This is a genomic window from Candidatus Eisenbacteria bacterium, assembly GCA_018831195.1.
Classification (GTDB): domain Bacteria; phylum Eisenbacteria; class RBG-16-71-46; order CAIMUX01; family JAHJDP01; genus JAHJDP01.
Genome location: JAHJDP010000012.1, coordinates 36363 through 59440, shown reverse-complemented (window position 1 = coordinate 59440; position 23078 = coordinate 36363). Strand labels below are relative to the sequence as shown.

19 protein-coding genes are annotated in these 23078 nt (G+C 56.6%); 12 read left to right on the top strand and 7 right to left on the bottom strand.

The features are described from left to right. Nucleotides 1-4 precede the first annotated feature (4 nt). The 5 genes from KJ970_01700 to KJ970_01680 are packed head-to-tail and all read right to left on the bottom strand — an operon-like array spanning nucleotide 5 to nucleotide 6714. The gene (locus KJ970_01700; protein MBU2689618.1) at nucleotides 5-1210 is read right to left on the bottom strand and encodes a DegT/DnrJ/EryC1/StrS aminotransferase family protein; all 1206 of its coding nucleotides are present in this window, start codon (nucleotides 1208-1210) and stop codon (nucleotides 5-7) included. Between the two features lie 21 nt (nucleotides 1211-1231). Further along, on the bottom strand, nucleotides 1232-2257 hold the full coding sequence (locus KJ970_01695; GenBank protein ID MBU2689617.1) for a GNAT family N-acetyltransferase: 1026 nt from the start codon (nucleotides 2255-2257) through the stop codon (nucleotides 1232-1234). After that, complete coding sequence (locus tag KJ970_01690; GenBank protein ID MBU2689616.1) at nucleotides 2235-3617, bottom strand: polysaccharide biosynthesis C-terminal domain-containing protein; 1383 nt, start codon at nucleotides 3615-3617, stop codon at nucleotides 2235-2237. Before KJ970_01690 ends, KJ970_01695 begins: the two co-directional genes overlap by 23 nt. Continuing rightward, nucleotides 3614-4888, bottom strand: a complete 1275-nt coding sequence (locus KJ970_01685) for a glycosyltransferase family 4 protein (GenBank protein MBU2689615.1) — start codon at nucleotides 4886-4888, stop codon at nucleotides 3614-3616. Before KJ970_01685 ends, KJ970_01690 begins: the two co-directional genes overlap by 4 nt. 5 nt (nucleotides 4889-4893) lie before the next feature. Further along, complete coding sequence (locus tag KJ970_01680; GenBank protein MBU2689614.1) at nucleotides 4894-6714, bottom strand: SurA N-terminal domain-containing protein; 1821 nt, start codon at nucleotides 6712-6714, stop codon at nucleotides 4894-4896. Nucleotides 6715-6907: 193 nt separating this feature from the next. Between KJ970_01680 and trkA the strand changes: the two genes are divergently transcribed. From trkA to KJ970_01655, 5 genes are read left to right on the top strand one after another with little or no spacing between them, the layout of a single operon-like run. Continuing rightward, nucleotides 6908-8245, top strand: a complete 1338-nt coding sequence (gene trkA / locus KJ970_01675; GenBank protein MBU2689613.1) for a Trk system potassium transporter TrkA — start codon at nucleotides 6908-6910, stop codon at nucleotides 8243-8245. Continuing rightward, nucleotides 8242-9693 (top strand): TrkH family potassium uptake protein, encoded by a 1452-nt coding sequence (locus tag KJ970_01670; GenBank protein ID MBU2689612.1) that lies wholly within the window; start codon nucleotides 8242-8244, stop codon nucleotides 9691-9693. The genes trkA and KJ970_01670 overlap by 4 nt, the downstream gene beginning before the upstream one ends. Before the next feature lie 58 nt (nucleotides 9694-9751). Then, on the top strand, nucleotides 9752-10996 hold the full coding sequence (locus KJ970_01665; protein MBU2689611.1) for a hemolysin family protein: 1245 nt from the start codon (nucleotides 9752-9754) through the stop codon (nucleotides 10994-10996). Further along, nucleotides 10993-12255, top strand: a complete 1263-nt coding sequence (locus KJ970_01660) for a hemolysin family protein (GenBank protein MBU2689610.1) — start codon at nucleotides 10993-10995, stop codon at nucleotides 12253-12255. Before KJ970_01665 ends, KJ970_01660 begins: the two co-directional genes overlap by 4 nt. Further along, nucleotides 12255-13280: a hypothetical protein gene (locus tag KJ970_01655; GenBank protein ID MBU2689609.1), complete on the top strand. Its 1026-nt coding sequence runs from the start codon at nucleotides 12255-12257 to the stop codon at nucleotides 13278-13280. The genes KJ970_01660 and KJ970_01655 overlap by 1 nt, the downstream gene beginning before the upstream one ends. Nucleotides 13281-13303: 23 nt before the next feature. On the opposite strand, the gene KJ970_01650 is transcribed toward KJ970_01655, so the two are convergent. Next, entirely contained in the window at nucleotides 13304-13897 is a 594-nt protein-coding gene (locus KJ970_01650) for a zf-TFIIB domain-containing protein (GenBank protein ID MBU2689608.1), read from the bottom strand. Nucleotides 13898-14000: 103 nt separating this feature from the next. Then, complete coding sequence (locus KJ970_01645) at nucleotides 14001-14435, bottom strand: hypothetical protein (protein ID MBU2689607.1); 435 nt, start codon at nucleotides 14433-14435, stop codon at nucleotides 14001-14003. A 59-nt stretch (nucleotides 14436-14494) separates the two neighbouring features. On the opposite strand from KJ970_01645, the gene KJ970_01640 reads away from it, so the two are divergent. The 7 genes from KJ970_01640 to KJ970_01610 are packed head-to-tail and all read left to right on the top strand — an operon-like array spanning nucleotide 14495 to nucleotide 23049. Next, nucleotides 14495-14755, top strand: coding sequence for a hypothetical protein (locus tag KJ970_01640; GenBank protein ID MBU2689606.1), 261 nt, complete (start codon nucleotides 14495-14497; stop codon nucleotides 14753-14755). A gap of 49 nt (nucleotides 14756-14804) precedes the next feature. Continuing rightward, nucleotides 14805-18278, top strand: a complete 3474-nt coding sequence (locus tag KJ970_01635) for a DNA polymerase III subunit alpha (protein MBU2689605.1) — start codon at nucleotides 14805-14807, stop codon at nucleotides 18276-18278. A gap of 39 nt (nucleotides 18279-18317) precedes the next feature. Beyond that, nucleotides 18318-19157 (top strand): PHP domain-containing protein, encoded by an 840-nt coding sequence (locus KJ970_01630; protein ID MBU2689604.1) that lies wholly within the window; start codon nucleotides 18318-18320, stop codon nucleotides 19155-19157. Beyond that, nucleotides 19154-19594, top strand: coding sequence for a cytochrome c maturation protein CcmE (locus KJ970_01625; GenBank protein ID MBU2689603.1), 441 nt, complete (start codon nucleotides 19154-19156; stop codon nucleotides 19592-19594). The genes KJ970_01630 and KJ970_01625 overlap by 4 nt, the downstream gene beginning before the upstream one ends. Before the next feature lie 43 nt (nucleotides 19595-19637). Further along, complete coding sequence (locus KJ970_01620; GenBank protein ID MBU2689602.1) at nucleotides 19638-21611, top strand: heme lyase CcmF/NrfE family subunit; 1974 nt, start codon at nucleotides 19638-19640, stop codon at nucleotides 21609-21611. Then, nucleotides 21608-22363, top strand: a complete 756-nt coding sequence (gene ccmA, locus KJ970_01615) for a heme ABC exporter ATP-binding protein CcmA (GenBank protein ID MBU2689601.1) — start codon at nucleotides 21608-21610, stop codon at nucleotides 22361-22363. Before KJ970_01620 ends, ccmA begins: the two co-directional genes overlap by 4 nt. Then, on the top strand, nucleotides 22360-23049 hold the full coding sequence (locus KJ970_01610; GenBank protein ID MBU2689600.1) for a heme exporter protein CcmB: 690 nt from the start codon (nucleotides 22360-22362) through the stop codon (nucleotides 23047-23049). The genes ccmA and KJ970_01610 overlap by 4 nt, the downstream gene beginning before the upstream one ends. The last annotated feature ends 29 nt before the right edge of the window (nucleotides 23050-23078 follow it).

Genomic DNA, 23078 nt, shown 5'->3' with positions numbered 1-23078 from the left:
CGGCTCACTTCTGTGCCGCGTGCAGAACCTTGCGGACGGCCCGCATCACATCCTCGGCATCCCGTTCCGTCAACTTTGTGGAGAAGGGGAGGGATAACACCCGGTCTGAAATCCACTCAGCGTTCGGGAATTCTCCCCGGCGGTATCCATAACGATCCCGGTAAAAAGGGTGCAGATGCAGGGCGATGTAGTGGATTCCCGTTCCGATTCCCTCGTGGTGGAGGGCTTCCATGACCTTGTCCCGGGACCAACGCAGCTCGTCGAGCTTTAACAATAAGGTAAAGAGATGGTAAGCATGCAGGTCGCCCTCGGGCACCGGCGGCGGCAGATCGATCGGGAGATCGGCGAAAGCCTCTTTGTATTCGGCCCAGAGTTTTTGGCGCCGCTTGTAGTTTTTATTAACGCGCTTCAGTTGATGCAGACCGATAGCGGCCTGAAGGTCCATCATATTATATTTATAACCGGCAAAAATAACTTCATAGTGCCGGAATCCTTCGTCGGAATAACGCTTCCAGGCGTCCTTTGTAAGCCCGTGAAGACCGGCGACTTTTATCCAATTAGCCACCTCTTCGCTTTCCGTGGTCACCATCCCGCCCTCGCCGGTGATGACATTTTTTGTGACATAGAACGAGAAACAGGTTGTATCCGCAATCGTCCCGACTTTGCGGCCTTGGGCGACACTTTCCACTGCATGCGCGGCATCCTCGATCACCTTGAGCTGATGCCGGCGGGCCGTGGCCATGAGTTTCCCCATGTCGCAGGGACGGCCGGCGAAGTGAACGGGAATCAGCCCTTTTGTTTTTTCGGTAATGGCGGCCGCGACAAGATCGGGGTCGATACAGAGGGTGTCTTTGCGGCAGTCGACGAAGACGGGCCGCGCGCCGACATGGTGAATCACATTGGCGGTGGAAGCGAAGGTCATGGGGGTGGTCAGCACCTCGTCGCCGGGCCGGATACCGAGCCCGATGAGAGAGAGATGGATTCCCGCGGTGCAGGAGTTTAACGCGACGGCGTATTTAGCGCCGATATAATCGCGGAAATCCGTTTCAAATCGGGCCGCGCGGGGACCTGTTCCGATCCAACCGGATCTCAGTGTCGCCACGACCTCATCGATTTCCGCTTCCCTGATATCAGGGCTGCCGAAAACCAGAAAGTCATCCCGGACCGGTTGGCCGCCCTCAAGTGCGAGTTTTTCATGGCTTGAATTCAAAAAAACCTCCAAAAGACGGGGTCAGTCCTTTTTTTCAGGGGCCCTGCGGCCGAATTTCCGGATGCCCCGCGCCCATCGCTGAAGCGACCCTTCTTTTTCCAGCTTCCAGAAGGGTACAGGCTTTGAGCCGAAAGACTCCTTAAAGACTTCAACATTTCTTAGGCCCGCGCTGGGAAGCATATCATAAATCCGAAAGCCGTCCTGTATGGCATCGTGAATAATCCGATTTTGAACCAGGACATTCGGTCTGAGTTTCCGGGCTTCGTGATCAAAATATCCGGCGATGTAGTGCACCTTGCCGCCCCAACGTGCGACGAAGGTCCCGCCGATGAGCCGCCCTTCAAACCGGACTCTGTAGAGACGGATGGATTCTCCACCGACCGCCGCCATCGCAGAAAAATATTCCCGGGGATAAATCATCCCCGGGCGCTCTTTCCAACTGCGGACCCTCTGCAAATAGAGTTGATAGACTGTTTCAATATCTTTCGGCTCTGTTGAAGAGTCGATCTCCACGCCCTTGCGTGTCAGGCGCCGGATATCATTTCTTTTCTGTGTTGTTAATATTCCATCCCAGAATTCATCCACCGTTTCCGGAAGGGTCAGAATGTGTGTTCGATCCCAGGAGAGGGTCCAGCCGGCCGGCACCGGTTCAGGGGATTTCCTGGACGGTCCGGCGAAGGGATTGGATAGGATCCAGGCGCTGACACCGCGGCCCGGTATGAGATCGATCCATTGATGGGGGGAACCTTCCGGCCAGGGAACGGGCCCCCCGTAGAGGAAGGGGAAGGAAGAATGGAGGTGCGTCACCAATCCGGCGGCCCGTGTCCAAGCGTACAGCGGGAAGACGGCGGAGGGGTCATTGATGCCGCGGCAAAGGCTTCGATCTCCCAGTTTCGGAAAGGCTGCTTTCAGGACACGCGCCCACAAGCGTGAATGAAAGATCGTGGCTTCATCCTGATGGATCAGCCAGTCGTCCCAAGATCGATCGTCGATTCGGCGGGACCAGGTCATCAGCCGCTCCTCATCAGGCCGGCCCATCCGGATCAACCGGCGGGCCGGGAAGGATAGGGTCGGAATCATCATGGCCGCGCGTGCGGCCGGCCATGGATTGGGCTCTGCGCATCAACCTTCCGTAGAGCTGATAATCATCTTTTCGCCAGAGAAAGAGATCTATCGCCGGCACGCCGGAGACTCGGCAGAAGAAGATGATCGTCAGCAGTGTCTGCAATGTATAAGAACTGGTGGAGGCCCAGGCCGCCCCCAGAATCCCGTGGCGCGGGATGAGGATTATATTCAAGCCAAGATTCAGCGCAAAGGCGACCGCCATGGCGATCGTCGGCAGGCCCCGGCGGTTCCGGCCGGAAAGGTCGCTGCTGAGGAGTTTTGACAGGGTTAGGGCGATGATCCCGGGTATCAAGACGCGGAAGGCGGGCAGCGCTTGTTCAAAGTCCTCCGTATAAAGGATAGGCATGACGATGGGACCGATAAGAATCAAGGCGGCGCCGGTGACGGCCACCCAAACCAAAGTGTGGCGGCAGGCGCGCGGTGTCAGCCGGTTCGCGTCTTCTTTGTCCATTCCTGATACATAAGGAAAGAGAACGAGTTGTACACTGGCCGTTAAGTGCGTCAACTTCTCCGCCAGGATGACGGCGATGGAATAATACCCCTGAGATGCTGTTCCGAGCCAGCGCAGCACAAGGATCATGTCAAAACGATAATTGAACTGACTTAAAAGCGTGGCGAAATGTCCTTTGAGTCCGTAGATGATTGAAAAGCGGAAGTGCTTCATCGAAGGCCGTAGGTCCCAGCCTTCATCCGGTCGCTCCATCCGCCTCACCCAGACGGCGGCGCCCACGGCAAAGACAAGTCCGCTTGAAACATAGGCAAGCACGGCGCCGCGGGGCCCCATCCGCAGGAAGGTGAGGAATAAGGCGATCATGGCCAGGAGCGAGAGTGTCGATAGAGCGTGAAGAATGTTAAATGTCCCGATTTTCCTGCGCCCGAGAAAAACGGAAAGCAGAAAATACCGGACAAGAATCAAAGGGATGGCGAGCGATGCGAGGCCGACATACCGGCTGAAATCGGAGGCTTCTTCGCCGACAGCCAGCGGCGCCAAAAGGATGAACCCCGGAATGAGGATGATGGAAAGGACCGCCGTCAGCAGAAGGGAATTGGCGACAATCTGCCCCATGGAAGCGCGGCGGCCCGCCAAGAGATACGTATGCGCCGCGTCGATACCCATGAGACCGAAGATGACCCAGAGCGTCGTTAATGTGGCCGTCGCTGAATAGATACCCTGGCCGGTGGCGCCGAGAGTGCGGACGATGATAATGCTCACGGGGAGATTGATAAAAGAGATCAAAATCCGGGTGGCGAAGGTCGTCACGCTTTGACGCGCAAAACTCACCGAGCGGCTCCGCTCCGGGTCCCCTCATCCGGCGTCGCCCCGCCCTGAGATCCGGCGTGATTCTTCACGGCTTGTTCAATAAGACCGACCTCCATCCGCTGGCGTTCTTCAATTGTCGGGATCTGACGGGCGATGGCCGCACGCGCCGCCCGGCCCAAGCGCTCTCTGTATCCAACATCGCGGATCACTTCCAAGATGCGTTCCGGCAATTCCTCCAAATGATCCGGCTCAACAATGATCCCTGTCTCGCCATGTTTGACCAGCTTATCCGTGCTTCCCGTATTCAGGACAATGACGCACCGGCTGCAGTACATCGCCTCTACGGTTGGATTGCCTCCATTGGTCCGATCGGAGACAGAGAAGAAAATATCACCGGCATTGAAGTACTTATACAATTCTTCCCGTGGCTGTGCGCCGGCGAAATAAACTTTGCTCTCCAATCCCAGCTCACGAACAAGCTGCTCCAATTCGGGCCGCTTCGGGCCGTCACCGACGAGGAAAAGACGAAGCTTGGGTTCTTCGATTAAAAGGGAGGGAAGCAGCGAGACAACCCGTTCCAAGTGTTTTTCGAGGACCATGCGGGCGACGCCGAAGAGAAGAATCTCATCGGGACCAAAACCCATCTCCCGGCGCACCGCCGACCTGTCCATATCCGGCCGATAAAGATCAGGATCAATCCCATTTTTCCAATAGCGGAATCGTGACGCCGATATCTTCAACTGCCCGGCGACCTTGTCTCCTTCCGCGCCGTCATCGTGCAGAATGAGGAAGGAGGAAGGGATCTTCATCGCAAAAATCTCCGGGAAGTTGCCCATAAATTTAAAGCGGTGGCCGAGGCAGAGATTCAGCGATTGGCCGAAGAGGCGTGTGACAAGGGGAAGGCCCCGCATCCGCGAAACCCACCAGGCGGCGGGAACGGCGAAAGCCCCGTAAGCTACGACGGCCGTGGGATATATCCGGCGGCTGATCCGTAGAGCTTCGAGACCCGCGAAGAGTTGAAATAATACATATTTTAAGATTCTTTCAGCAATGCGGATGAAGCGGGACCGGCGGAAGGGATCGGGGAGAAAGTTAAAGGTAGTGCTGAGCCTGTGGATATGAACCCCATCCCAGACCTCGTGCCGGGGTTGACCCTTTTCCCGCGGGGTCACGACATGCAAGGTGTGACCCCAGCGGGGCAAGGCCTTCAGCGCCAGAGAAAATGATTCCGCGCCCCGGCGGCTGCCCATGGACCAGAGACGGGTCCAGGAGTAGATGCCGAGAATCGTCATGGACTTCAGTTGGAGAACAGGAACCTTCGGTTGTCTTCGATATCGGCCTTTTCCCGCAAATCTTCCAACCATGCCGTGAGGACCTCGTTTCTCCGCTGTTGGAGCGCCCGAGACCTGAGATTCTCTAAATCTTTCTCGAAGACATCCCGGTGGGCGCTTGTCTTCTCCAAAATCTTTATAACAAAGCCGCCCCGCTCGGTTCCCAGCGCCCGCGGCACATCGGTTGTGTCACTGGCGAAGATGGTGCCCATGAGAACGGGATCCGATCCCACTCCGGAGATGAAGCCGGTGCGGGCGATCGGGCCGACTTCCTGATAATCGGCCAAAGAGTCGGCTTCCGCCGCCTCTTTTAGGCTTTTTCCAGGGGAGAGACTGGCGGCCAGGGCCTGGGCTTTCTGCTTGGCGATCTCAAGGCGGCGATCCTGAATCCACTGAAGGCGGACACGGTCCCGGATCTCTTCAAAATCTGGAGTATGACGCACATCGTGTTGAGCCAGCTGGAAGATATACCAGGCCTCCGCCGTTTCCAGCGGCCGGCTGAGTTCCTTGACGGCGCCGGAGAAAGCAAAATCGATGGCGTCCTGAATCCGGCCGATTTTCCGTGGGAAACCGTCTTTTGGGAATAGACCGGTCGAATCGGGCGCCAGCCCCATGGCTTCGGCCGCCTGGTTGAAACCGACGGCCTTGGCACTATCGGCAAAGGCGAGGATCCGATCCCGGATTTCGACAAAGGTGTCATAGGAGGGGCGCAACGGAACGAAGATCTCGCCGACCTTGCGTTTCTCGATCCCTTCCTCGGTTTTGATGCTGTCGACTCTGACGATATGGAACCCATCGACGGCCTTTATAATCCCACTGATTTCACCAATACCCATGGCGAAGATCGAGTCGCCGAGAACCGGCGGGGTAAACTGCGACTGCTGCATGAAAATCCCGGTGTCACCACCGCGGCGGCTGGGTGGCGCTTCAGAGTAGGCGTCGATAAGGATCCCGTAATCTTCGCCATCCTTGATCTCATCGCGCGCATTCGTGATGTGCTCATACGCCTCGAGACTGTCATCGCGGCTGTAGACTTTGTCGATCTTCACAAAACGGAGTTCCGCCTGCTCGGGAATCTCGAACCGGTCCGGATGCTCTTCGGCGAACTTGCGCAGAACCGCGTCATCCACACCACTTTCCGCCTCGGGCACATTGATCCTTCCCATAGTATAATGCACCAGCTCAAAACGGACTTTTTCATCCCGCCGGCGGAAGGATTCCCATAACTCTTCATCGCTGACTCGAACGCTGAGCATGATCCGCTCCTGCACTTTCTGCAGGGGGATCGTCCGGCGATAGAGGTTCTCTAGGGGGAGGGGATCGAAATTGGGGCTGCCCAGAAAGGCCTGGTATTTACTTAGGTCAAACCTCCCATTTGTCTGAAAACTGGGATGCTGAAAGAAATCGGGAAGGGGTTGGTTTCGGATGGCATAGGCGAGTTCACTATCTGAGACCTTGATCTTCATCCGAGCCGCTTCCTGGCGGACGAGAAGATCTTGGATCAAACCTTCCCAGGTTTGATTTCGAAGGCGGAGTTCGTCACCGGAGTCAGGATTGGTGCCCCTCTGATCCCGGTAGTTCGTCCGGGCTTCCTGCAAAGCCTGTTCCCATGCTTCAATCGTAATGGGATCGCCATTGACCTTCGCCATAAAGAGTGCCGTCCGGTTACCGCTGGGTCCCGAAAAGATATCGGATCCCATAATGAGAATGAAACCGATGACAAATGCGACGGCCGTAAACCAAATAATTGGCTTCGTATTGTTCCGAAGTGCGGACATTGTCCCCATAATACAGATACCTCCCCAACGCCCTGATTGCACAGGGTAATCTCGATGAGCACAAATGCAGAGACTAGCACGTCATGGGGCAGGGCTACAAGTCATCACCAAGATTCTTTGGGGTGGGATGGAGCCTATCTTGACCCCTTGCCTCGCCCCCCCCTAGACTGGCCCAGGGCAGAGAAGGAAGGAATCTTATTCTATGAAGGTTATCGTTGTCGGGGGAGGCGAGGTAGGATTCCATTTGGCCTCAGTCTTGTCCCGCCGTTCACATGAGATCACCGTTGTCGATATGAAGTCCGAGGCCCTGGTCCGGTTCCAGGAGGCTCTCGATGTAGAGACTTTTGTAGGCCACGGGGCTGGTGTGACCGCGCTGCGCAAGATCGGGGCGGGTGGAAGCGACCTCTTTGTAGCAGTTACTAACTCAGACGAAATCAATATGTTAGCCTGTTTGGGCGCCAAGGAACTGGGCGCGAGAAGCACCGTGGCCCGCGTCGGGGACCCGATCTACCTCGAGGGAACCCGCGCCTTTTACCGCAATCTTATGGGGATCGATCTGGTGGTAAGCCCCGAGATATTGACGGCTTTGGAGATCACAAAGTCACTCAAATCTCCAGGAATGGTAGCGATTGAACACCTGGTTGAGGGTGAGCTGCAGGTCCGCCAGATCCGCATTCTCCCGGAATCACCCATCAGCGGGAAGAAGATCAAAGATCTTCAAATCCCGGTGGATTTATTGATTACAGCGATAAACCGGGATCACAATGTCATCATTCCCGGAGGGACGGAACGGATCCGGGTTGGGGATGAGGTCATGGTCGTCGGCCGCAAAGATTCGATGGCGGAGTTCGATAAGACGGTGGGCGGATCTCAATCCAGGCGCCGGAAGGTTGTTCTGGTCGGAGGTGGTGAGGTCGGACTCATGGTGGCCCAAATGCTCGAGGAACAGGGGTGCGAAGTCCGCCTCATCGAGAGGGATGAAGAGCGCTGCCGCGAGCTGTCGCGGTTGCTGCGACAAACCACCGTCCTGCATGGGGATGGTACGGATTTGAGCCTCCTACGCTCGGAGAGGGTGGAATCGATTGATTTCTTCGCCGCTCTATCAAAGCAGGATGAGGTGAATCTCCTCGCCGGGATTCTCTGCAAGGAACTGGGCGTGCCAAAGGTCGTTGTGCTGACTCACCGGCCTGATTATATGCCGATCGTGGAGCGTCTTGATATCGATGAGGCGATCTCCCCGCGAATCCTGACCGCGCAAACGATCATCCGTCATGTCACCCGCGATCAACTGGTACCGCTGGCACAGCTCCATGGTGGCGGAGCCGGGCTTTATGAGGTTAAGGTTCATCCCGAATCCTCCGCCGTGGGGCAGCCGATTCGGAATCTCCAGTTGCCGGCGGGGACCATCGTCGCTGCTCTTGTGGAAGAGGATAAAGTTACTATTCCACGGGGAACGGACACCATCAATAAGGGGCAGACACTCCTTGTCTTTGCTTTTGAGGCAAATGTCGAAGCCCTCGAAAAAACTTTTCTAGCATGAATTACACATCGGTTATCCGCTTTTTGGGAGCGCTCTGCGTCTTCCTCGGCGCCACCATGATTCTGCCGCTCGCTTGGGCGATAGGTCTGCATGAGGATCGAGCCATCTATGGGCTTGTGATCTCTATCGGATTTTGTTTGCTCTTCGGGGGGACCCTATTTTTTGCGGGACATCGGGAACACGACGGTCTTCATAGGAAAGAAGGATTCGCCGTCGTGGGTCTCGGGTGGATTCTGGCGGCGCTGGTGGGAGCCCTGCCCTACATCCTCTCAGGAGCGATTCACGATCCGATCAATGCTGTCTTTGAAACGATGAGCGGTTTTACAACGACCGGATCTTCCATATTGGACAATGTGGAGAGTTTGCCCCGGTCTATTCTCTTTTGGCGTGATTTCACCCATTGGCTCGGCGGCATGGGGATCATCGTTCTCTTCATCGCCGTCTTGCCCCATCTCGGGGTCGGGGCGCGTTATCTTTTCCGATCCGAGATACCTGGAGCGGTCAAGGATGCCGTAACCCCGCGGGTCAAGGATACAGCCCGTTTTTTATATCTTGCCTATTCCCTGCTGACCGCGGTGGAGATTCTTCTCCTCCGGATTGCCGGGATGAACTGGTTGGAATCGTGCTGCCATACCTTTGGGACAATGGCGACCGGCGGATTTTCAACACGCCAGGCCTCCGTCGGCGATTTTCATAGCGTTTGGATAGAGGCGATCATCATTGTCTTTATGGTCCTGGCGGGGACAAACTTCGCTCTCTACCGCCCGTTCGTCCGGCGTCAGCCCGGCGTCCTGTTCGGTGATCGGGAATGGAGAGCCTATGTCGGTATGCTGGGCCTGGTCAGCGCCCTCATAGCGCTGGATCTGATCTTCGGCCACCAGGGTCTCTCGATAGGGCGGGGTATCCGGGAATCAGTTTTTCAGGTCGTCTCCATCGCCACGACGACGGGGTTTGTCACCACCGATTTCGATCAATGGTCCTCCTTTGCAAAGATGATCTTATTCACCCTGATGTTTATTGGAGGGTGTTCCGGATCGACGGCGGGGGCGATGAAGGTCATGAGGGTTGTCGTTCTGATAAAGTTCGGCTGGGCGGCGGTTCATAAGATCTTCCGCCCCCATGCGGTGACATCGATGAGACTTGGGAACCAGGTTCTGAATGATGAGATCGTCAACGAGATTTTGGCGTTCTTCGTTCTCTTTCTCGGAATTTTCCTGATATCATCTTTAATCCTTGCCGTCATGGGATTGGATCTCATCAGCAGCTTCTCAGCGGTGGCGGCCAACCTTGGCAATGTCGGCCCGGGATTGGGCAGCGTCGGGGCTTCGGAAACCTATTCGGCGTTGCCGGCATTAGGGAAGATCCTATTGACCGTTTGCATGCTCTTGGGAAGGCTCGAAATTTATACAATACTTGTTCTCTTTTCGCCGGTATTCTGGCGGAGATGAGTGGGATTGAGGAGGATTCAGCAGACTCGTGTCAGGCCAGTTGATTTTTATGGTTTTTATGTTATTGGGATCCGCCTTCTTTTCCGGAGCGGAAGCGGGTCTTTTTACATTAGATTCGATTCAATCCCGCAGACTCCGCGGTGAAAAGGGCATCTCTTCCCGCTGGGCCCGGGCTCTTTTACAAAAACCGAGTGAGCTCCTGACGACGCTGCTCGTCGGGAACACGATAGTCAATGTTGCATTTTCTGTTGTAGGAACGGCTTTCTTTATTAAGCTCCTCGGCAAAAGAAGCGGGGTGGAGTGGTCGATCGTCGTCCTCTCATTCCTCGTGCTGGTCTTCGGGGAGGTGAGCCCCAAAACCATCGCCGTCAACTTCCCTCTCAGGGCTTCACGCCTATCGGCCATACCTCTGCGGATCGCGGCCATCATCCTCAATCCGCTGACCGCTGTTTTTCTGGGAACATCCAGAGGACTTCTACGGCTGCTCGGGATCCATGGAGAGCTCCGCCACAACGAAAAGGCGGCGGGGCCGAAAGAGGTCCGCGAGGTCTTTCGCGAGGTTGAATCAGGTGAGGAAATCACCGACCAGGAAAGCCGCCTGGTTCAGAATATCCTCGGTTTTTCGGGAACGGCGGCTGAGGAGGTGATGACACCACGGATCGACATGATCTGCGCCCCGGATGATATGGAGCGTGGCCAGCTGACCGAGTGGGTCCGGAAGTCGAGACATTCCCGTATCCCGATTTATCATGAGGATGTCGATCACATCCTCGGCTTTTTGCATGTGAAGGAGTTTCTCCTCTACCCGGATCGTCCTCTGGAGCGATTGCTCCGGCCCGTCTCTTTCTATCCGGAAACGACCCAGATCAACCGGATATTCCGGGAGATCCAGCGATCCCGCAAGGGCATGGTGATTGTGGTCAATGAATTCGGGGAAACGATGGGGCTCATTACACGGGAGGATCTGATCGAGGAAATTGTCGGGGAGATCTATGACGAATATGAGAAGGCGGACCCCGATATTGTGGAGGAGAGTGAGGGCGTTTATCTCATCCGTGGCGGCGCGGGTCTGGAGGATATTAATGAAACCCTGGGGCTCGACCTCCCCATCAACGAGTCGGTCACTCTCAATGGTTTTCTTTGCGAGCTCGAGGGAGGGATTCCCCACCAGAGAAGCTGCATAAAGTATGAGTCGATGATTTTTCACATTTTGGAAGTCAGGCGTCACCGGGTACAAAAAGTACGGCTCGTGATCCCAGGCACCGGAGAGGTTGCGGTTCAGGATGAGGAGGGATCCTCATGAGCTTTTCCGTGATCTTCGCTATTCTCTATTTGGTCCTGGCGATCGCCGCCAGCGCCTTCTTCTCCGCGACCGAAATGGCGATTCTTTCGGCCAACCGGTTCGTCCTACGGCGGCAGCACCACGGCGGCAGCGGAGCGGCGGGGAGAGCGGTGAATATTCTGGTTCACAGAAATGAACGGCTGGCGACGAATCTAGTGGGGTTGAATGTCTGCAGCATCACCGCCGCCGTCGTGGCGACATTTCTGGTCGAGCGAGCCCTCGGACCCGGTTGGGTTTCGACCGCCGTCACGACGCTGGGTATGACAAGCCTGCTTCTCGTCATCGCCGAGATCGTCCCGAAGGTCTATGCCCGCCAGAGACCCGATCGCCTCCTTATCTCCTCCTCCCGGGCCCTGGATCTGATCTATCTCTTTTTTCTCCCTCTCACTCGGGGGCTTTCACTCTATGTGGATGGAATTTTGAAACTGATCAAGGGGTCTGAACGCCGTTCGGTTCTATCCCGGGAGGAGTTGAAAAAACTTCTTCGCGAGGCTCGGGAAGGGGCGGGTCCGATGCAGCGCGAACAAAAGATGCTGCATTCAATCCTCGATTTCAGCGACACGGTGGCGCGCGAGGTGATGATCCCGATCCGACAGATTGTCGCCCTCGAGCGTGGTTCCGGGCTGGATACCTGGCGCCAGCAGGTGCGCCGCAACGGGTACACCCGCATGCCGGTCTATGAACAGCGGATCGATCAAATGGTCGGCGTCGTCAACATATTCGATCTGCTCTATCAGCCCATGGGAGGCGATTCGGTTCAGGAATATATGCGGCCTATCCTGATTGTTCCTGAAACAAAACCGATCCAGTCGCTGTTGCTGGAAATGCAAAGAACCCGGAATCCCATGGTCGTCGTCATCAATGAATTCGGCTCATGCGTCGGGATCGTCACGATTGAGGATATTGTTGAAGAGATCATGGGCGAGATGATGGATGAACATGAGGCGGAAGTGCGCCGGATCCGGCGTATCGCCCCGCGCACCTGGATTGTCGACGGTCTCACGGATATCGATGACATAAACGAAGAACTGGAATTGCAGTTACCGAAAGAGCGGTATGATACCATTGGTGGGTTTGTCCTCAAACGATTCGGACGGATACCGAAGGTGGGTGAAGTTTTTTCATTTCGAGATATTCAGTTCGAAGTCATGGATGTCTATCGATTCGGCCTCCGTTCTGTTAAAATGGTCCTGCCATCGCAGCAGGAAGAGGAGGAATAATGAAATCACTATCCGTTCACCGGTCAACGGGATCCAGGGGACGGGTTGAGCTGGGATTGATCGGATCCGTAACCCTTACTCTTTTTATTTCAACCGGCCTCTCCGCGGGCACACTCAACGGGGTTGCGGGTTTTGCCGGCGGCGCCGTCGTCGTGGGTGAAGGACCAAAAATTCTCTTCAGTCCTCCGCCTCACACGGTCTACTCCGAGGCGGCGACGTCTCTTGAGAGTGAAGATCTATGGGATGTGGCATGGATCGATGATGTGAGTCTCTACATCGCCGTGGGATCCGGCGATTCGCTTTTGATCTCGAATACATCAACGGGGAATGCCTGGTCGACCCGCCCCATGCTTCTGTCGGCTGATTTGCGTGGAGTGATTGAGTTTACCAGCTCGGTGACGCGCGCCGGCGCGGTGGGAGTGAATGGCTCCATCGTCAGAACCACTTCCCGGGAATTGGGGGGATGGGTTCAAGAAGCGACGCCGGTCACGGAGACTTTATGGGATCTGGCCCAGGGGACGCTCAATGCTGTTGCTGTTGGGGAAAACGGCACGATCCTCAAGGGGAGCCGGGACGGCACGGCTTGGACGCTGGTAGCCTCTCCTGTGGCGACAGACCTCTATGGCGTCGCCAGGGAATGGCTGGGGAATTATATCGCCGTGGGCGAGGGGGGCGTTATTCTGCGCGCGACCGGAGCGGGGACCGATTGGGTCCGCGTCGCGACACCTGATTCCAGCACGGTTCTATACGATATCGTTGAATCGGGATTGACGTCTCCCCTTGTCGCCGTCGGATCATCCGGCGCGATTTGGATCTCTATCAATGGGGGGCTGGACTGGGAAGCTCAAAATTCATACACCCATGCGGATCTCAGATCTGTCACCCATACCGGAAGCTATTTCCTTGCCGCGGGCTCAGCCGAAACGGTTGTTTGGAGTACCGACGCGTATACCTGGAATGTGCAAATAACACCCGTCAAACCCTCTACCTGGGGACGCATCAAATCCAGCTATGGAAAGCCCTAAGGGGTATTGTGAAAACAGTTCGGTTAGGTACGGGCCAGCATCTGCAGCCGGTTCAGGATCTCTCCGGCCGGCCGAACAGAGAGCAGCAGCTCAATCTCACTGCGCTCGAAAAGAGTCGCGCCGCAAGTCTCGCACCGATCGGCTTTGATGCCGCCGAACTCAAACTCCTCGAGGCCTTCACCGCATTTGGGGCAGATATTCCAGAATGTCTGCCCTTCCTGCTCCAGCTCCTGTTCAAGTCGGGCTTGGTCCAGTTCGCGCCGGCGTGATTCCAGCAGATGCAAATCTTCACCGACGCTGTCAAAATCGTAGGTGGGATCATCGGCATCCAAGAGATCATCTTCCTCGAGAACCGGTTCCAGATCCAATTCGTCGGTGGTGGAGCCGGAGTGCAATTGCCCCCTTAGGTTGGAGATGGTCTCCCGCGCCGCCTCCAATTGATGCAGGAGTTGTTCCCCTTTCTGCCGGAGGCGTTCCGTTTCCGCCGCCTGGCGGGTGTGATCCTCTTCGATCGACCTGAGTTTGTCTCTCAATTGATCAACCGTCGGCTGACTCCCGTCCATCGATGCCCCTTTTTTTATCTTGGGTGGAGGAGCGGCCTTGGCCTTTTTTTTCATTGGGATCACCTTCTCCGCAGAAACGTTTTTTTTCGCAGGCGCTTTCTTTGCTTTGCTCTTGTCCGTGGAGGTTGCCTTAGAGGCTTTGCGCGCTTTCGCCATTTCACATCCTCCTACCAGAGACCGAAGTTGGAACTCCGGATGTTGATTCGTTTGAAGCGCCGGTCCATCGAGCCAAGGGCGGATCGAGCCTCAGGGCCAGAGGTCCGGGTATTGTACAAACGTCCGCCGTTTCCTGTGGATTCCAGCGGCTCAGATAATCTTCGCCGCCGCGGCTTGCCGTGTAGAGCCCAAATCCAAATCCGCCGAAGGTCCCGATAACAACACCCCATCGGACCACGTCATCCCGCTTCTCCTCATCGACCACCAACGTGAGGGTTCCGCCCAAGACCAAACCGGTCAGCGCTCCGTAGAGAGTATTTTTTGTGATGGTCAGCATCGGCTCTTCCGCCCGCGCCGCGAAGAGATCGAGGGGAAGAGTCCCGATGAAAAATATCAGTATGAGGGCCAGGGTTGCCACCCGGGTATTATTGGACATTGGGATTACCCCCTTAGCACTGTGGTCAAGGATCTTTTGCAGTTTAGGGACCTGGAGAGATGCCTGTCAACAAGTCCAGTAACATGAATATTAATAATAAGATAGGGTGTCTGCTTTACAGATGGTTCGACATGGAGGCCGGGGACCCGGAGGCAGGAAGGGGAAGCCGGATGGGTGGGGTGGGATCTTCGCTTCTTGTGACCCTGCTCTTCCTCTGGTATCGTGTGGCGTTCCTCAATAAACTCGGGGAGGGTGGCCACGGCGGATCCGGTGAGCTCCCGACAACATCCGAATCGATTTATCCCGGCAACAAAGGATAGGGGGGCCGAAGTGGCGGCTTCACCATTTGTTCATCTGCACAATCACACGATGTACAGCCTCTTGGACGGGGTGAGCAAAATCCCCGATCTCATTCAAAGGGCCAAAGAATTCGGAATGCCCTCGATAGCGATGACGGATCATGGAAACTTGTTTGGTGCGGTTTCATTCTATGAAGAGGCGTGTAAAAACGGGATCCAGCCGATTATCGGAATGGAAGCCTATGTTGCTCCGGGATCACGTTTTGACCGGAGTGAGACGCGCCGCAGCCGGCCGAGTCACCTTGTCCTGCTGGCTCAGAATGAAACCGGCTACAAAAACCTCATGTGCCTGTCGAGCCTCTCGTACCTTGAGGGTTTCTACTATAAGCCCCGGATCGATCGGGAGCTTCTCAAATCCCATGCGGAGGGTTTGGTGGCCCTGGGCGGATGTCTTGCCGGCGACGTCAATACTCTGCTCAGGATGGGCCGCCTCGAGGAGGCCGAGCAACGGGCCCTGGAGTATCGCGAACTCTTTGACGGCCGTTTTTATCTCGAACTCATGGATCATGGGATGGCGCAGCAAAAAGAGGTCATTCCGTTGCTGGTTGAGCTGGGGCGCCGATTAAAGATTCCCCTGGTCGCGTCCAACGATTGTCATTATCTGGATCGGGATCACGCTGAAGCCCATGATGTCCTGCTGTGTATCCAGACAGGGAAAACGCTGGATGACCCGCGCCGGACCCTCCGCTTTCAAACCAGCGAGATGTATTTCAAATCGCCTCTGGAGATGCAGGAGCTTTTCAGCGCGTACCCCGATGCCTTGGAGAATACGCTTCGGATCGCGGAATCCTGTTCACTGGAATTGGAACTCGGTCGTTTGAAGCTGCCCCATTTCCCCTGTCCGGAGGGATTCAAAAATCTGGAGGAGTATCTTGCGCACCTATGCCGCGAGGGGGCGGTAGAGCGCTTCGGCGCTTGCGAGGGCGAGGTGCTCGAGCGCTTGGAATACGAGCTCCGTGTCATCCGGGAGATGGATTACGCCGGTTACTTCCTCATCGTTCATGATTTCATCGCTTTTGCGCGCCGGGAGGGAATCCCCGTCGGCCCCGGGCGGGGCTCCGCGGCCGGATCACTGGTGGCTTATACTTTAAGGATTACCAATATCGATCCGCTCAAGTATGGACTGATATTCGAGCGTTTTCTCAATCCTCAGCGGGTCACGATGCCTGATATCGATATTGATTTCGCCGACAAGGACCGGCCGCGCATCATCCGCTATGTTGTCGAACGATATGGAGAGAAAAATGTCAGCCAGATCATCACTTTCGGGACGATGGCGGCCCGGGCTGTCATTCGAGATGTGGGACGCGTGCTGGGTTTCCCCTACGGCGATGTCGACAAACTCGCCAAAATGATACCGGCCGAGCCCGGTATGACATTGGAAAAAGCCTTTGAACAGAATCCGGAACTGCCGCAGGCGACTCAAGCGGATCCCCAGCTGGGCCGGCTCATGCGAATCGCCCGGGTGCTGGAAGGCACCAACCGGCATGCGTCGACCCATGCAGCCGGGATCGTGATTTCCCCCAAACCCCTGTTGGAGACCGTGCCCTTATACAAAACGAATGAGGCTGAAGTCACGACGCAATTTGATATGAGCGCCTCGGAGCGGATCGGTCTGCTCAAGATCGATCTGCTGGGTCTGCGAACCTTGACGGTGATCAAGGATGCCCTGGAACTGATCAGAAACAATCAGGGCGTCGATATTGATATCGACGGGATCCCTCTTGAGGATCCGGCTGTTTTTCAACTGATGGGACGTGGTGATACCGTCGGTGTTTTTCAATTTGAATCGGCCGGCATGGTGGAAAATCTTCGGAAACTAAAACCCGAGGTCCTGGAAGATCTCATCGCCATGAACGGCCTCTACCGGCCCGGCCCTCTTCGTTCCGGCATGGTCGATGATTTCATTCAGCGTAAGCGGGGTCGCAAGGAGATCCGGTATGAGCATCCCAAACTGGAGGCGATACTCAAGGATACGTACGGCGTCATTGTCTTCCAGGAACAGGTGATGCGCATCGCATCGGAATTGGCCGGATATTCTCTCGGCGAATCGGATTTGCTCCGCCGCGGTATGGCGAAGAAAAAAGAAGAGATCATGGAGGAGCAGAAGGCTTTCTTCGTCGAAAAGGCGGTTGAAAGAAAAACCTCCAGCAGCACGGCCACAAGAATTTTCGAGCAGATGGCGCATTTCGCCGGGTATGGATTTAACCGGAGCCACTCCGCCGGGTATGCCCTCGTCGCCTACCAAACCGCCTATCTCAAGGCCCATTATCCGGTGGAGTTCATGGCGGCCAGTATGACCAGCGAAATGTCAAACTCCGACCGCCTCAAGATCCTTCTGGCCGATTGCCGCCGGCAGGGGATTACGGTGCGTCCCCCCGATCTGCATAAAAGCCGGTCGGGGTTCCATGTGGAGGGGGAAACGATCTGGTTCGGTCTGGAAGCGGTCAAGGGGGTCGGGCACGGGGCCGTGGAAGGGATCCTCCATACCCGTGAGAGGGAAGGGGCCTTCCAATCCCTCTTCCATCTTATCGAACATGTCGATCCCGGCGTCTTGAACAAAAAGGCGATGGAGAGTCTCATCCAAGCCGGTGGTCTGGATGCGCTATCCCCGAATCGGGCGCAACTCATGGCGGGCCTGCCGATCGCCATGGAATGGGGTGCGCGGCTCAGAAAGGACAGGATAGTCGGTCAAAGCTCGCTCTTCGGAGATGGAAATGCCGTGGGCGGCCGGGTGCCTTCCCTGCCCGATGTCGAGGATTGGTCGCCGGAAGAGAAATTGCGGCGTGAAAGAGAGGTCCTCGGCTTTTATTTGACCGGACACCCACTCGACGCCTTCGGGGATCTGACCCGTGCCCTGGGTGTTCAGCAGATTTCACAAATGCAGGGTTTGCCCCAGGGCCGGAAGGTTACAATCAGCGGTATAGCGACCGGTATTCAACATCGCATTGACAAGAAAGGGCAACCCATCGCCTTCTTTCAGATTGATGACGGAAGCGGCACATGCGAGTGCCAATGCTTTGCCAACGCCTATAAAGATTGGGGAGAATATCTCGTTTCGGACCGTCCTATACATATCAGAGGGAAAGTCAGAAGTGAAGAGGAGGCCGAGCTTCGCATCACGATTGATGAGCTGAGTCCGCTCGAAGAGATATTCTCGAGTGATTCGCTTTCGCTCCATCTGGCGGTGCATCCAGAGATGGAAGAGGGAGATCTGCAGGAGCTCAGGAGGGCCATGGTGCAATACCCTGGCCCCGTTCCCGTCTTTCTGCGCGTCGACCAGGGCGACGGCCATCAGATTCTGATCCGTCTCCGGTCTTTGTCCATTCGGCCGGAACCGGAGCTTTTACAAACCCTTCAAGATATTTCAGGGGTCGACCGCGTACGGCTGTGCATCAAAGATGAAAACGGCGGCCGGTCGGCCGCACCGAAGAGAAAAGACACCGTTCCGGAGGAGGCCGGGGGGGCGGCGACCTTGAGCTGACGCCCCGGCTTCTCCTTCGCGAGAAAAGGCTTGAACATTGTGACCTGCAGTCATCGAGCAGGAGCGGACCTGCATCTTCATACTTATTATTCCGACGGATGGCTTTCACCACGGGAATTGGTGCTGGCCTGCGTCTCAGCGGGGTTGGAAGCGGTGGCGTTGACGGATCACGATACGGTGAAGGGCCTGCCGCAAACGCGCTCGATCGCAGAAGCCCACGGTCTGAGATTCGTGCCCGCCGTCGAGTTGAGCGTCAATTTCGAAGGCCGGGATTTGCACATACTGGCCTACTACATCGATCCCGACCATGAGCAGTTGTCCGATTATCTGAAGGAGATGGAAATCCGCCGGCGGCATCGAATAGAAAAGATTGTCGGCCGGCTGCAAGAGCTCGGCGTCTCGATCACCGTAGAATCGGTTTTCTCCTTGGCCCCCGAAACCTCGTCGATCGGCCGCCCCCATGTAGCCCAGGCTCTTCTAAAAAGAAGGCAGGTTTCATCATTTCAAGAAGCCTTTACAAAATATCTTGGAACGGATGCTCCGGTGAACATCCCGAAGGAAACAGCCACCCTCGAAGAGGCGATGTCGGTTATCATCGATTCGGGCGGGTGCGCCGTCTTGGCTCATCCTGGTTTTTATAATCTGGACAAGGTTCTGCCCATCATGGAACCGCTCGGGCTGACCGGGATAGAGGTTTACCATCCCTCACATACCGAGGAACAGATTCATGCTTTTGCGGCGCTGGCCGCCCGGAAGGGATTGATCGCGACGGGTGGCAGCGATTTTCACAGAGCATCCTGGAATCAAAGCGGCCCGGTGGGATCGATACGGGTTCCCTGCTCGGTTATCGATGAGCTGAAGGCGAGGGCTGGAAAGTGAACCGCCGCGTCCGGATATCGATCGCGGTCGCCATCCTCGGATGTGGCTTTGCGCTCCTGGTCGGCCAGGGTCTGAAAGGAACGATGATCTACAGCCTCACGGTGGACGAGGTTGTCGGCCGCAATCATAAGGACCCCGTCGATGGACTTCGAGTTGAGGGCCGGATTGTGTCCGGCAGTATTGTACAACGGCCTGCCGATAACTTTCTCAAGTTTGAAATGACCGACGGCAAATCCACCCTGCCCGTTATTTACCGCGGCATCGTTCCCGACACCTTTGGGGATATGGGCGAGGTCACGGTGGAAGGGCGTTATCTGCCGGATGGCGGATTCGTAGCGGATTTTCTTATGGCCAAATGTCCCAGCAAATATGAGATGGATCCAGAAGCCTTGGAGAACCGGGGGGGGGACCATCCGCCGGCGCCGGAGTCCCGTTGAGTCGAGAATCCAGTCCTAAGGAACCGGCAAGAGGTCATCAGGAATGACGCAGCTGGGATCGTGGGCTCTGTATGCCGCTTTTGCCGCGGGATCTATAGCATTCCTTCTCTCTGCGGCCGCGGGGCTTCGCAAAGCGCCCGCGCTTCTCGAATGGGCGCGCCGGGGCGCCGCCGCCGCGTCATTCTTTACCACACTTTCTGCGGCCGGATTGATTTCGGCTTTCATCGCCGGCGACTACCGATGGGCTTACGTCTACAGCCATAGTGATCGTGACTTGTCCCTCTTCTACAAAATCGGCGCCCTCTGGGGCGGACAGGAGGGTTCTCTTCTTTTCTGGGCGCTGTTGTTGGGGTTCTTCACCGTTGGTGCGGTCATCCGCCATCGGCGGGATCCGCTGGATTGGTTCGCTCCCGTCCTATCGACGCTGCTGATGATCCTGGTCTTTTTCCTGGGTCTTGTCCTCTTTGTCTCCAATCCTTTCGCGCGTATTCCAGGCTTTGTTCCGCCCGATGGGCATGGTTTGAATCCCCTGCTTCAGCATCCCTCCATGATGATCCACCCGCCGAGCCTCTATATCGGCTGTGTCGGCATGGCCGTGCCCTATGCGATGGCCGTCGGCGCTCTGATCTCCGGGCGCTTGGATGACGAATGGATTCGTAAAAGCCGTTTTTGGGCTCTCCTGGCTTGGATCTTTCTCGGCGCTGGAAACGTCATCGGCGGGCGCTGGGCTTATGCGGAACTCGGCTGGGGCGGCTATTGGGCCTGGGATCCCGTCGAAAACGCCTCGCTGCTTCCCTGGCTTGTAGGGACGGCCTACCTGCATTCCATCATGGCGCAGGAACAGCGGGGAATGTTAAAGATCTGGAATATAGTGCTTGCCATGACCATGTTTCTGCTCACCATACTCGGCGCCTTTATTACGCGGTCCGGGGTGATCCAGTCTGTGCATGCCTTCGCCCGCTCGAATATCGGCTATTTCCTTCTGGGGTTTCTGGTGGTCTTTATCATTTTCTCGATCGTGCTCCTGTTTGTGCGCTTATCGAAACTCCGCAGCGACCACCAGATAGAAAACCTGCTCTCGCGCGAAGCCTTTTTTCTACTGACCAATGTCGTCCTGCTCCTCGCCGCGTTTGCCGTGCTGTGGGGAACAGTATCACCCATGATCACGGAGAGGCTCGGCGGCCGGTCGATTTCCGTGGGGCCGCCTTATTTCAACCGGATGATGACCCCCTTGGGACTCATCCTTCTCTTCATGACGGGGGTCGGGCCGTTTCTGCCAGGGCAAAATACACGACTCGTCGATCTTCTCCGGGGCGCCGCCCTGCCTGTCCTCGCCGCCGGGATGAGCGCCATGGTTGCCGCGGTCTCCGGCAGTTCCGGGTGGGCTCTGACCGCGCAGGCTCTCTGCGTCTTTGTTTTGATGACGGTGCTTCAGTCGATTTTCCGGGGAGCCAGAGACCGCCGCCGCGGTTCGCGGGAATCGGCGCCGGTCGCCTTGTTGAGGCTCTTTGCCGCCAATAGAAGGCGGTATGGAGGACGTATTGTACACTTCGGCGTCGCGCTGGTCTTCCTGGGCTTTTCAGGGAATGCTTTCAAAGTTGAGAAGGACGCCTTTCTGCTTCCCGGTGAAACGACGACTCTGGGCTCTTATACATTGACCTACCTGGGCATGGAGAAGAACAGCCTGGGTCGTGTCGAGCAGGTTGGGATCAATCTTTTATTAAGCCGGCACGGCAAAGATCTCGCCATTCTCTTTCCTCAAAAGAATTGGTATAAAAAGAGTGAACAACAGACATCTGAAGTGGCGATCTATTCCCGCCTGAGAGAAGACATCTATGCCGTTTTCGCCGGATCTGAGGGGAGTAAAGTCTCTGTTCGCGTTTTTCTGAATCCGCTGGTGTCGTTCTTTTGGATCGGGAGTCTGGTCATGGGGATCGGCGCTGTCTTTGCCATGACCCCTTTCGCGCGGAGAAGAGAAGAATCATTCCCTGCATCGCAGGGGAAACGGGGTTCATGAAGTCCGTCATGATCGAGTCATCGGATGCCTCATCGGCCGCCATGCGTCTGCGTCTGGAGGGCGTTTGTAAACGATACGGGCCCCTCCCTGTTCTGACCGATGTGACTTTTCACATTCGGCCGGGAGAGGCGGTCGGGGTCGTGGGTCCCAACGGGGCCGGCAAGTCGACCCTCCTGCGCATCCTGGCCGGTCTGATCCGGCCCACCGCGGGACGGATCGCCGTCGATGGATGCGATCAAAGACGAAATCCCCATTTCCGCCGGCGCCTGGGTTATCTCTCTCATGATTCAATGCTCTACGACCCTCTTTCCGCCCGCGAGAATCTTCGGTTCACAGCAGAGCTCTATGACCTCCCTGATGCCGGGGCCCGAATCGACCGGCTGTTGCGCGAGATCGGTCTGGAATGGGCGGGAGAACTCCCGGTCCGCACCTATTCCAGAGGCATGGTCCAACGGCTGAGTCTGGCCCGGGCGCTCCTGCACGAACCCGACCTTCTACTTCTGGATGAACCCCACACCGGGCTCGATCCGGAAGCGGCGGAGGGTCTGGGGCGACTTCTCAAGCGATTTCAAGAGGGGGGCGGGACCCTTCTTCTCGCGACCCACGAATGGCACCGGATACCCGATCTTGTCGATCGCGTGATCCTTCTTCACCGCGGCCGGGTGCGAGCCGAACGCGCCATCGAGCCCGGGGGGAAGCTTGAGGATCTCATCGCCTTCTATCGGTTGGCCGTGTCGGATGGGCCGTTATGAGCGGCGGGCTGGAGCGATATGGGCGCGCCACGGCGGCGTTGATCCGCAGAGAACTTCTCATGGAAATCCGGACGCGGGAAGCCTTGCAGAGTACCGGTTTCTTCTCGATTCTCATCGTTGTGCTGTTCGGATTTGCAATGGGAGCGCGCCCCGTGCAGCCTTTCATGGCGCCGGGGATGCTATGGATCGCCTTCAGCTTCGCCGGTGTGCTGGGTCTTAACCGGAGTTTTGGCCGGGAGCGGGACAACGGGTGCCTAACCGGGTTGATGCTTTGCCCCGTGGATCGGAGCTCAGTCTTTATCGCCAAGTGTGTGGTCCAACTCATCCTGATGCTGGCCGTGGAATTGATCACCCTCCCCGTCTTCTCTATTTTTCTCCAGGTCAGCCTGCTGCCGCATTTGGGGCCGATCCTTCTGATCAACCTCCTCGGGACGGCCGGCTTTGCCGCAGCAGGGACGCTTCTATCGGCCATCGCGGGGTCATCGAGGGCGCGCGATGTTCTGCTCCCCATCATGCTCTATCCGCTGTGGATCCCCCTCTTGCTGGCGGCGGTCCGTTCGATGGCGCTCGTCCTTGACGGCCGTCCGCTGGCCTCAGCCTCGGGTTGGCTTTGCCTCATGGGGCTCTACGATCTGATATTTTTCGTATTGGGACTGATTCTTTTCGAGTACGTTTTTGAGGAGTGATATGTACAATCCGCCCCGGGAGACCCCGC

Excerpts from the sequence above, each read along its gene's own strand:
- trkA (MBU2689613.1), top strand. The coding sequence starts at position 6,908 with ATGAAGGTTATCGTTGTCGGGGGAGGCGAGGTAGGATTCCATTTGGCC.
- KJ970_01620 (MBU2689602.1), top strand. The coding sequence starts at position 19,638 with ATGACGCAGCTGGGATCGTGGGCTCTGTATGCCGCTTTTGCCGCGGGA.
- KJ970_01635 (MBU2689605.1), top strand. The coding sequence starts at position 14,805 with ATGTACAGCCTCTTGGACGGGGTGAGCAAAATCCCCGATCTCATTCAA.
- KJ970_01660 (MBU2689610.1), top strand. The coding sequence starts at position 10,993 with ATGAGCTTTTCCGTGATCTTCGCTATTCTCTATTTGGTCCTGGCGATC.
- KJ970_01665 (MBU2689611.1), top strand. The coding sequence starts at position 9,752 with ATGTTATTGGGATCCGCCTTCTTTTCCGGAGCGGAAGCGGGTCTTTTT.
- KJ970_01670 (MBU2689612.1), top strand. The coding sequence starts at position 8,242 with ATGAATTACACATCGGTTATCCGCTTTTTGGGAGCGCTCTGCGTCTTC.
- KJ970_01650 (MBU2689608.1), bottom strand. The coding sequence starts at position 13,897 with ATGAAAAAAAAGGCCAAGGCCGCTCCTCCACCCAAGATAAAAAAAGGG.
- KJ970_01640 (MBU2689606.1), top strand. The coding sequence starts at position 14,495 with ATGCCTGTCAACAAGTCCAGTAACATGAATATTAATAATAAGATAGGG.
- KJ970_01655 (MBU2689609.1), top strand. The coding sequence starts at position 12,255 with ATGAAATCACTATCCGTTCACCGGTCAACGGGATCCAGGGGACGGGTT.
- KJ970_01610 (MBU2689600.1), top strand. The coding sequence starts at position 22,360 with ATGAGCGGCGGGCTGGAGCGATATGGGCGCGCCACGGCGGCGTTGATC.
- KJ970_01645 (MBU2689607.1), bottom strand. The coding sequence starts at position 14,435 with ATGTCCAATAATACCCGGGTGGCAACCCTGGCCCTCATACTGATATTT.
- KJ970_01680 (MBU2689614.1), bottom strand. The coding sequence starts at position 6,714 with ATGGGGACAATGTCCGCACTTCGGAACAATACGAAGCCAATTATTTGG.
- ccmA (MBU2689601.1), top strand. The coding sequence starts at position 21,608 with ATGAAGTCCGTCATGATCGAGTCATCGGATGCCTCATCGGCCGCCATG.
- KJ970_01685 (MBU2689615.1), bottom strand. The coding sequence starts at position 4,888 with ATGACGATTCTCGGCATCTACTCCTGGACCCGTCTCTGGTCCATGGGC.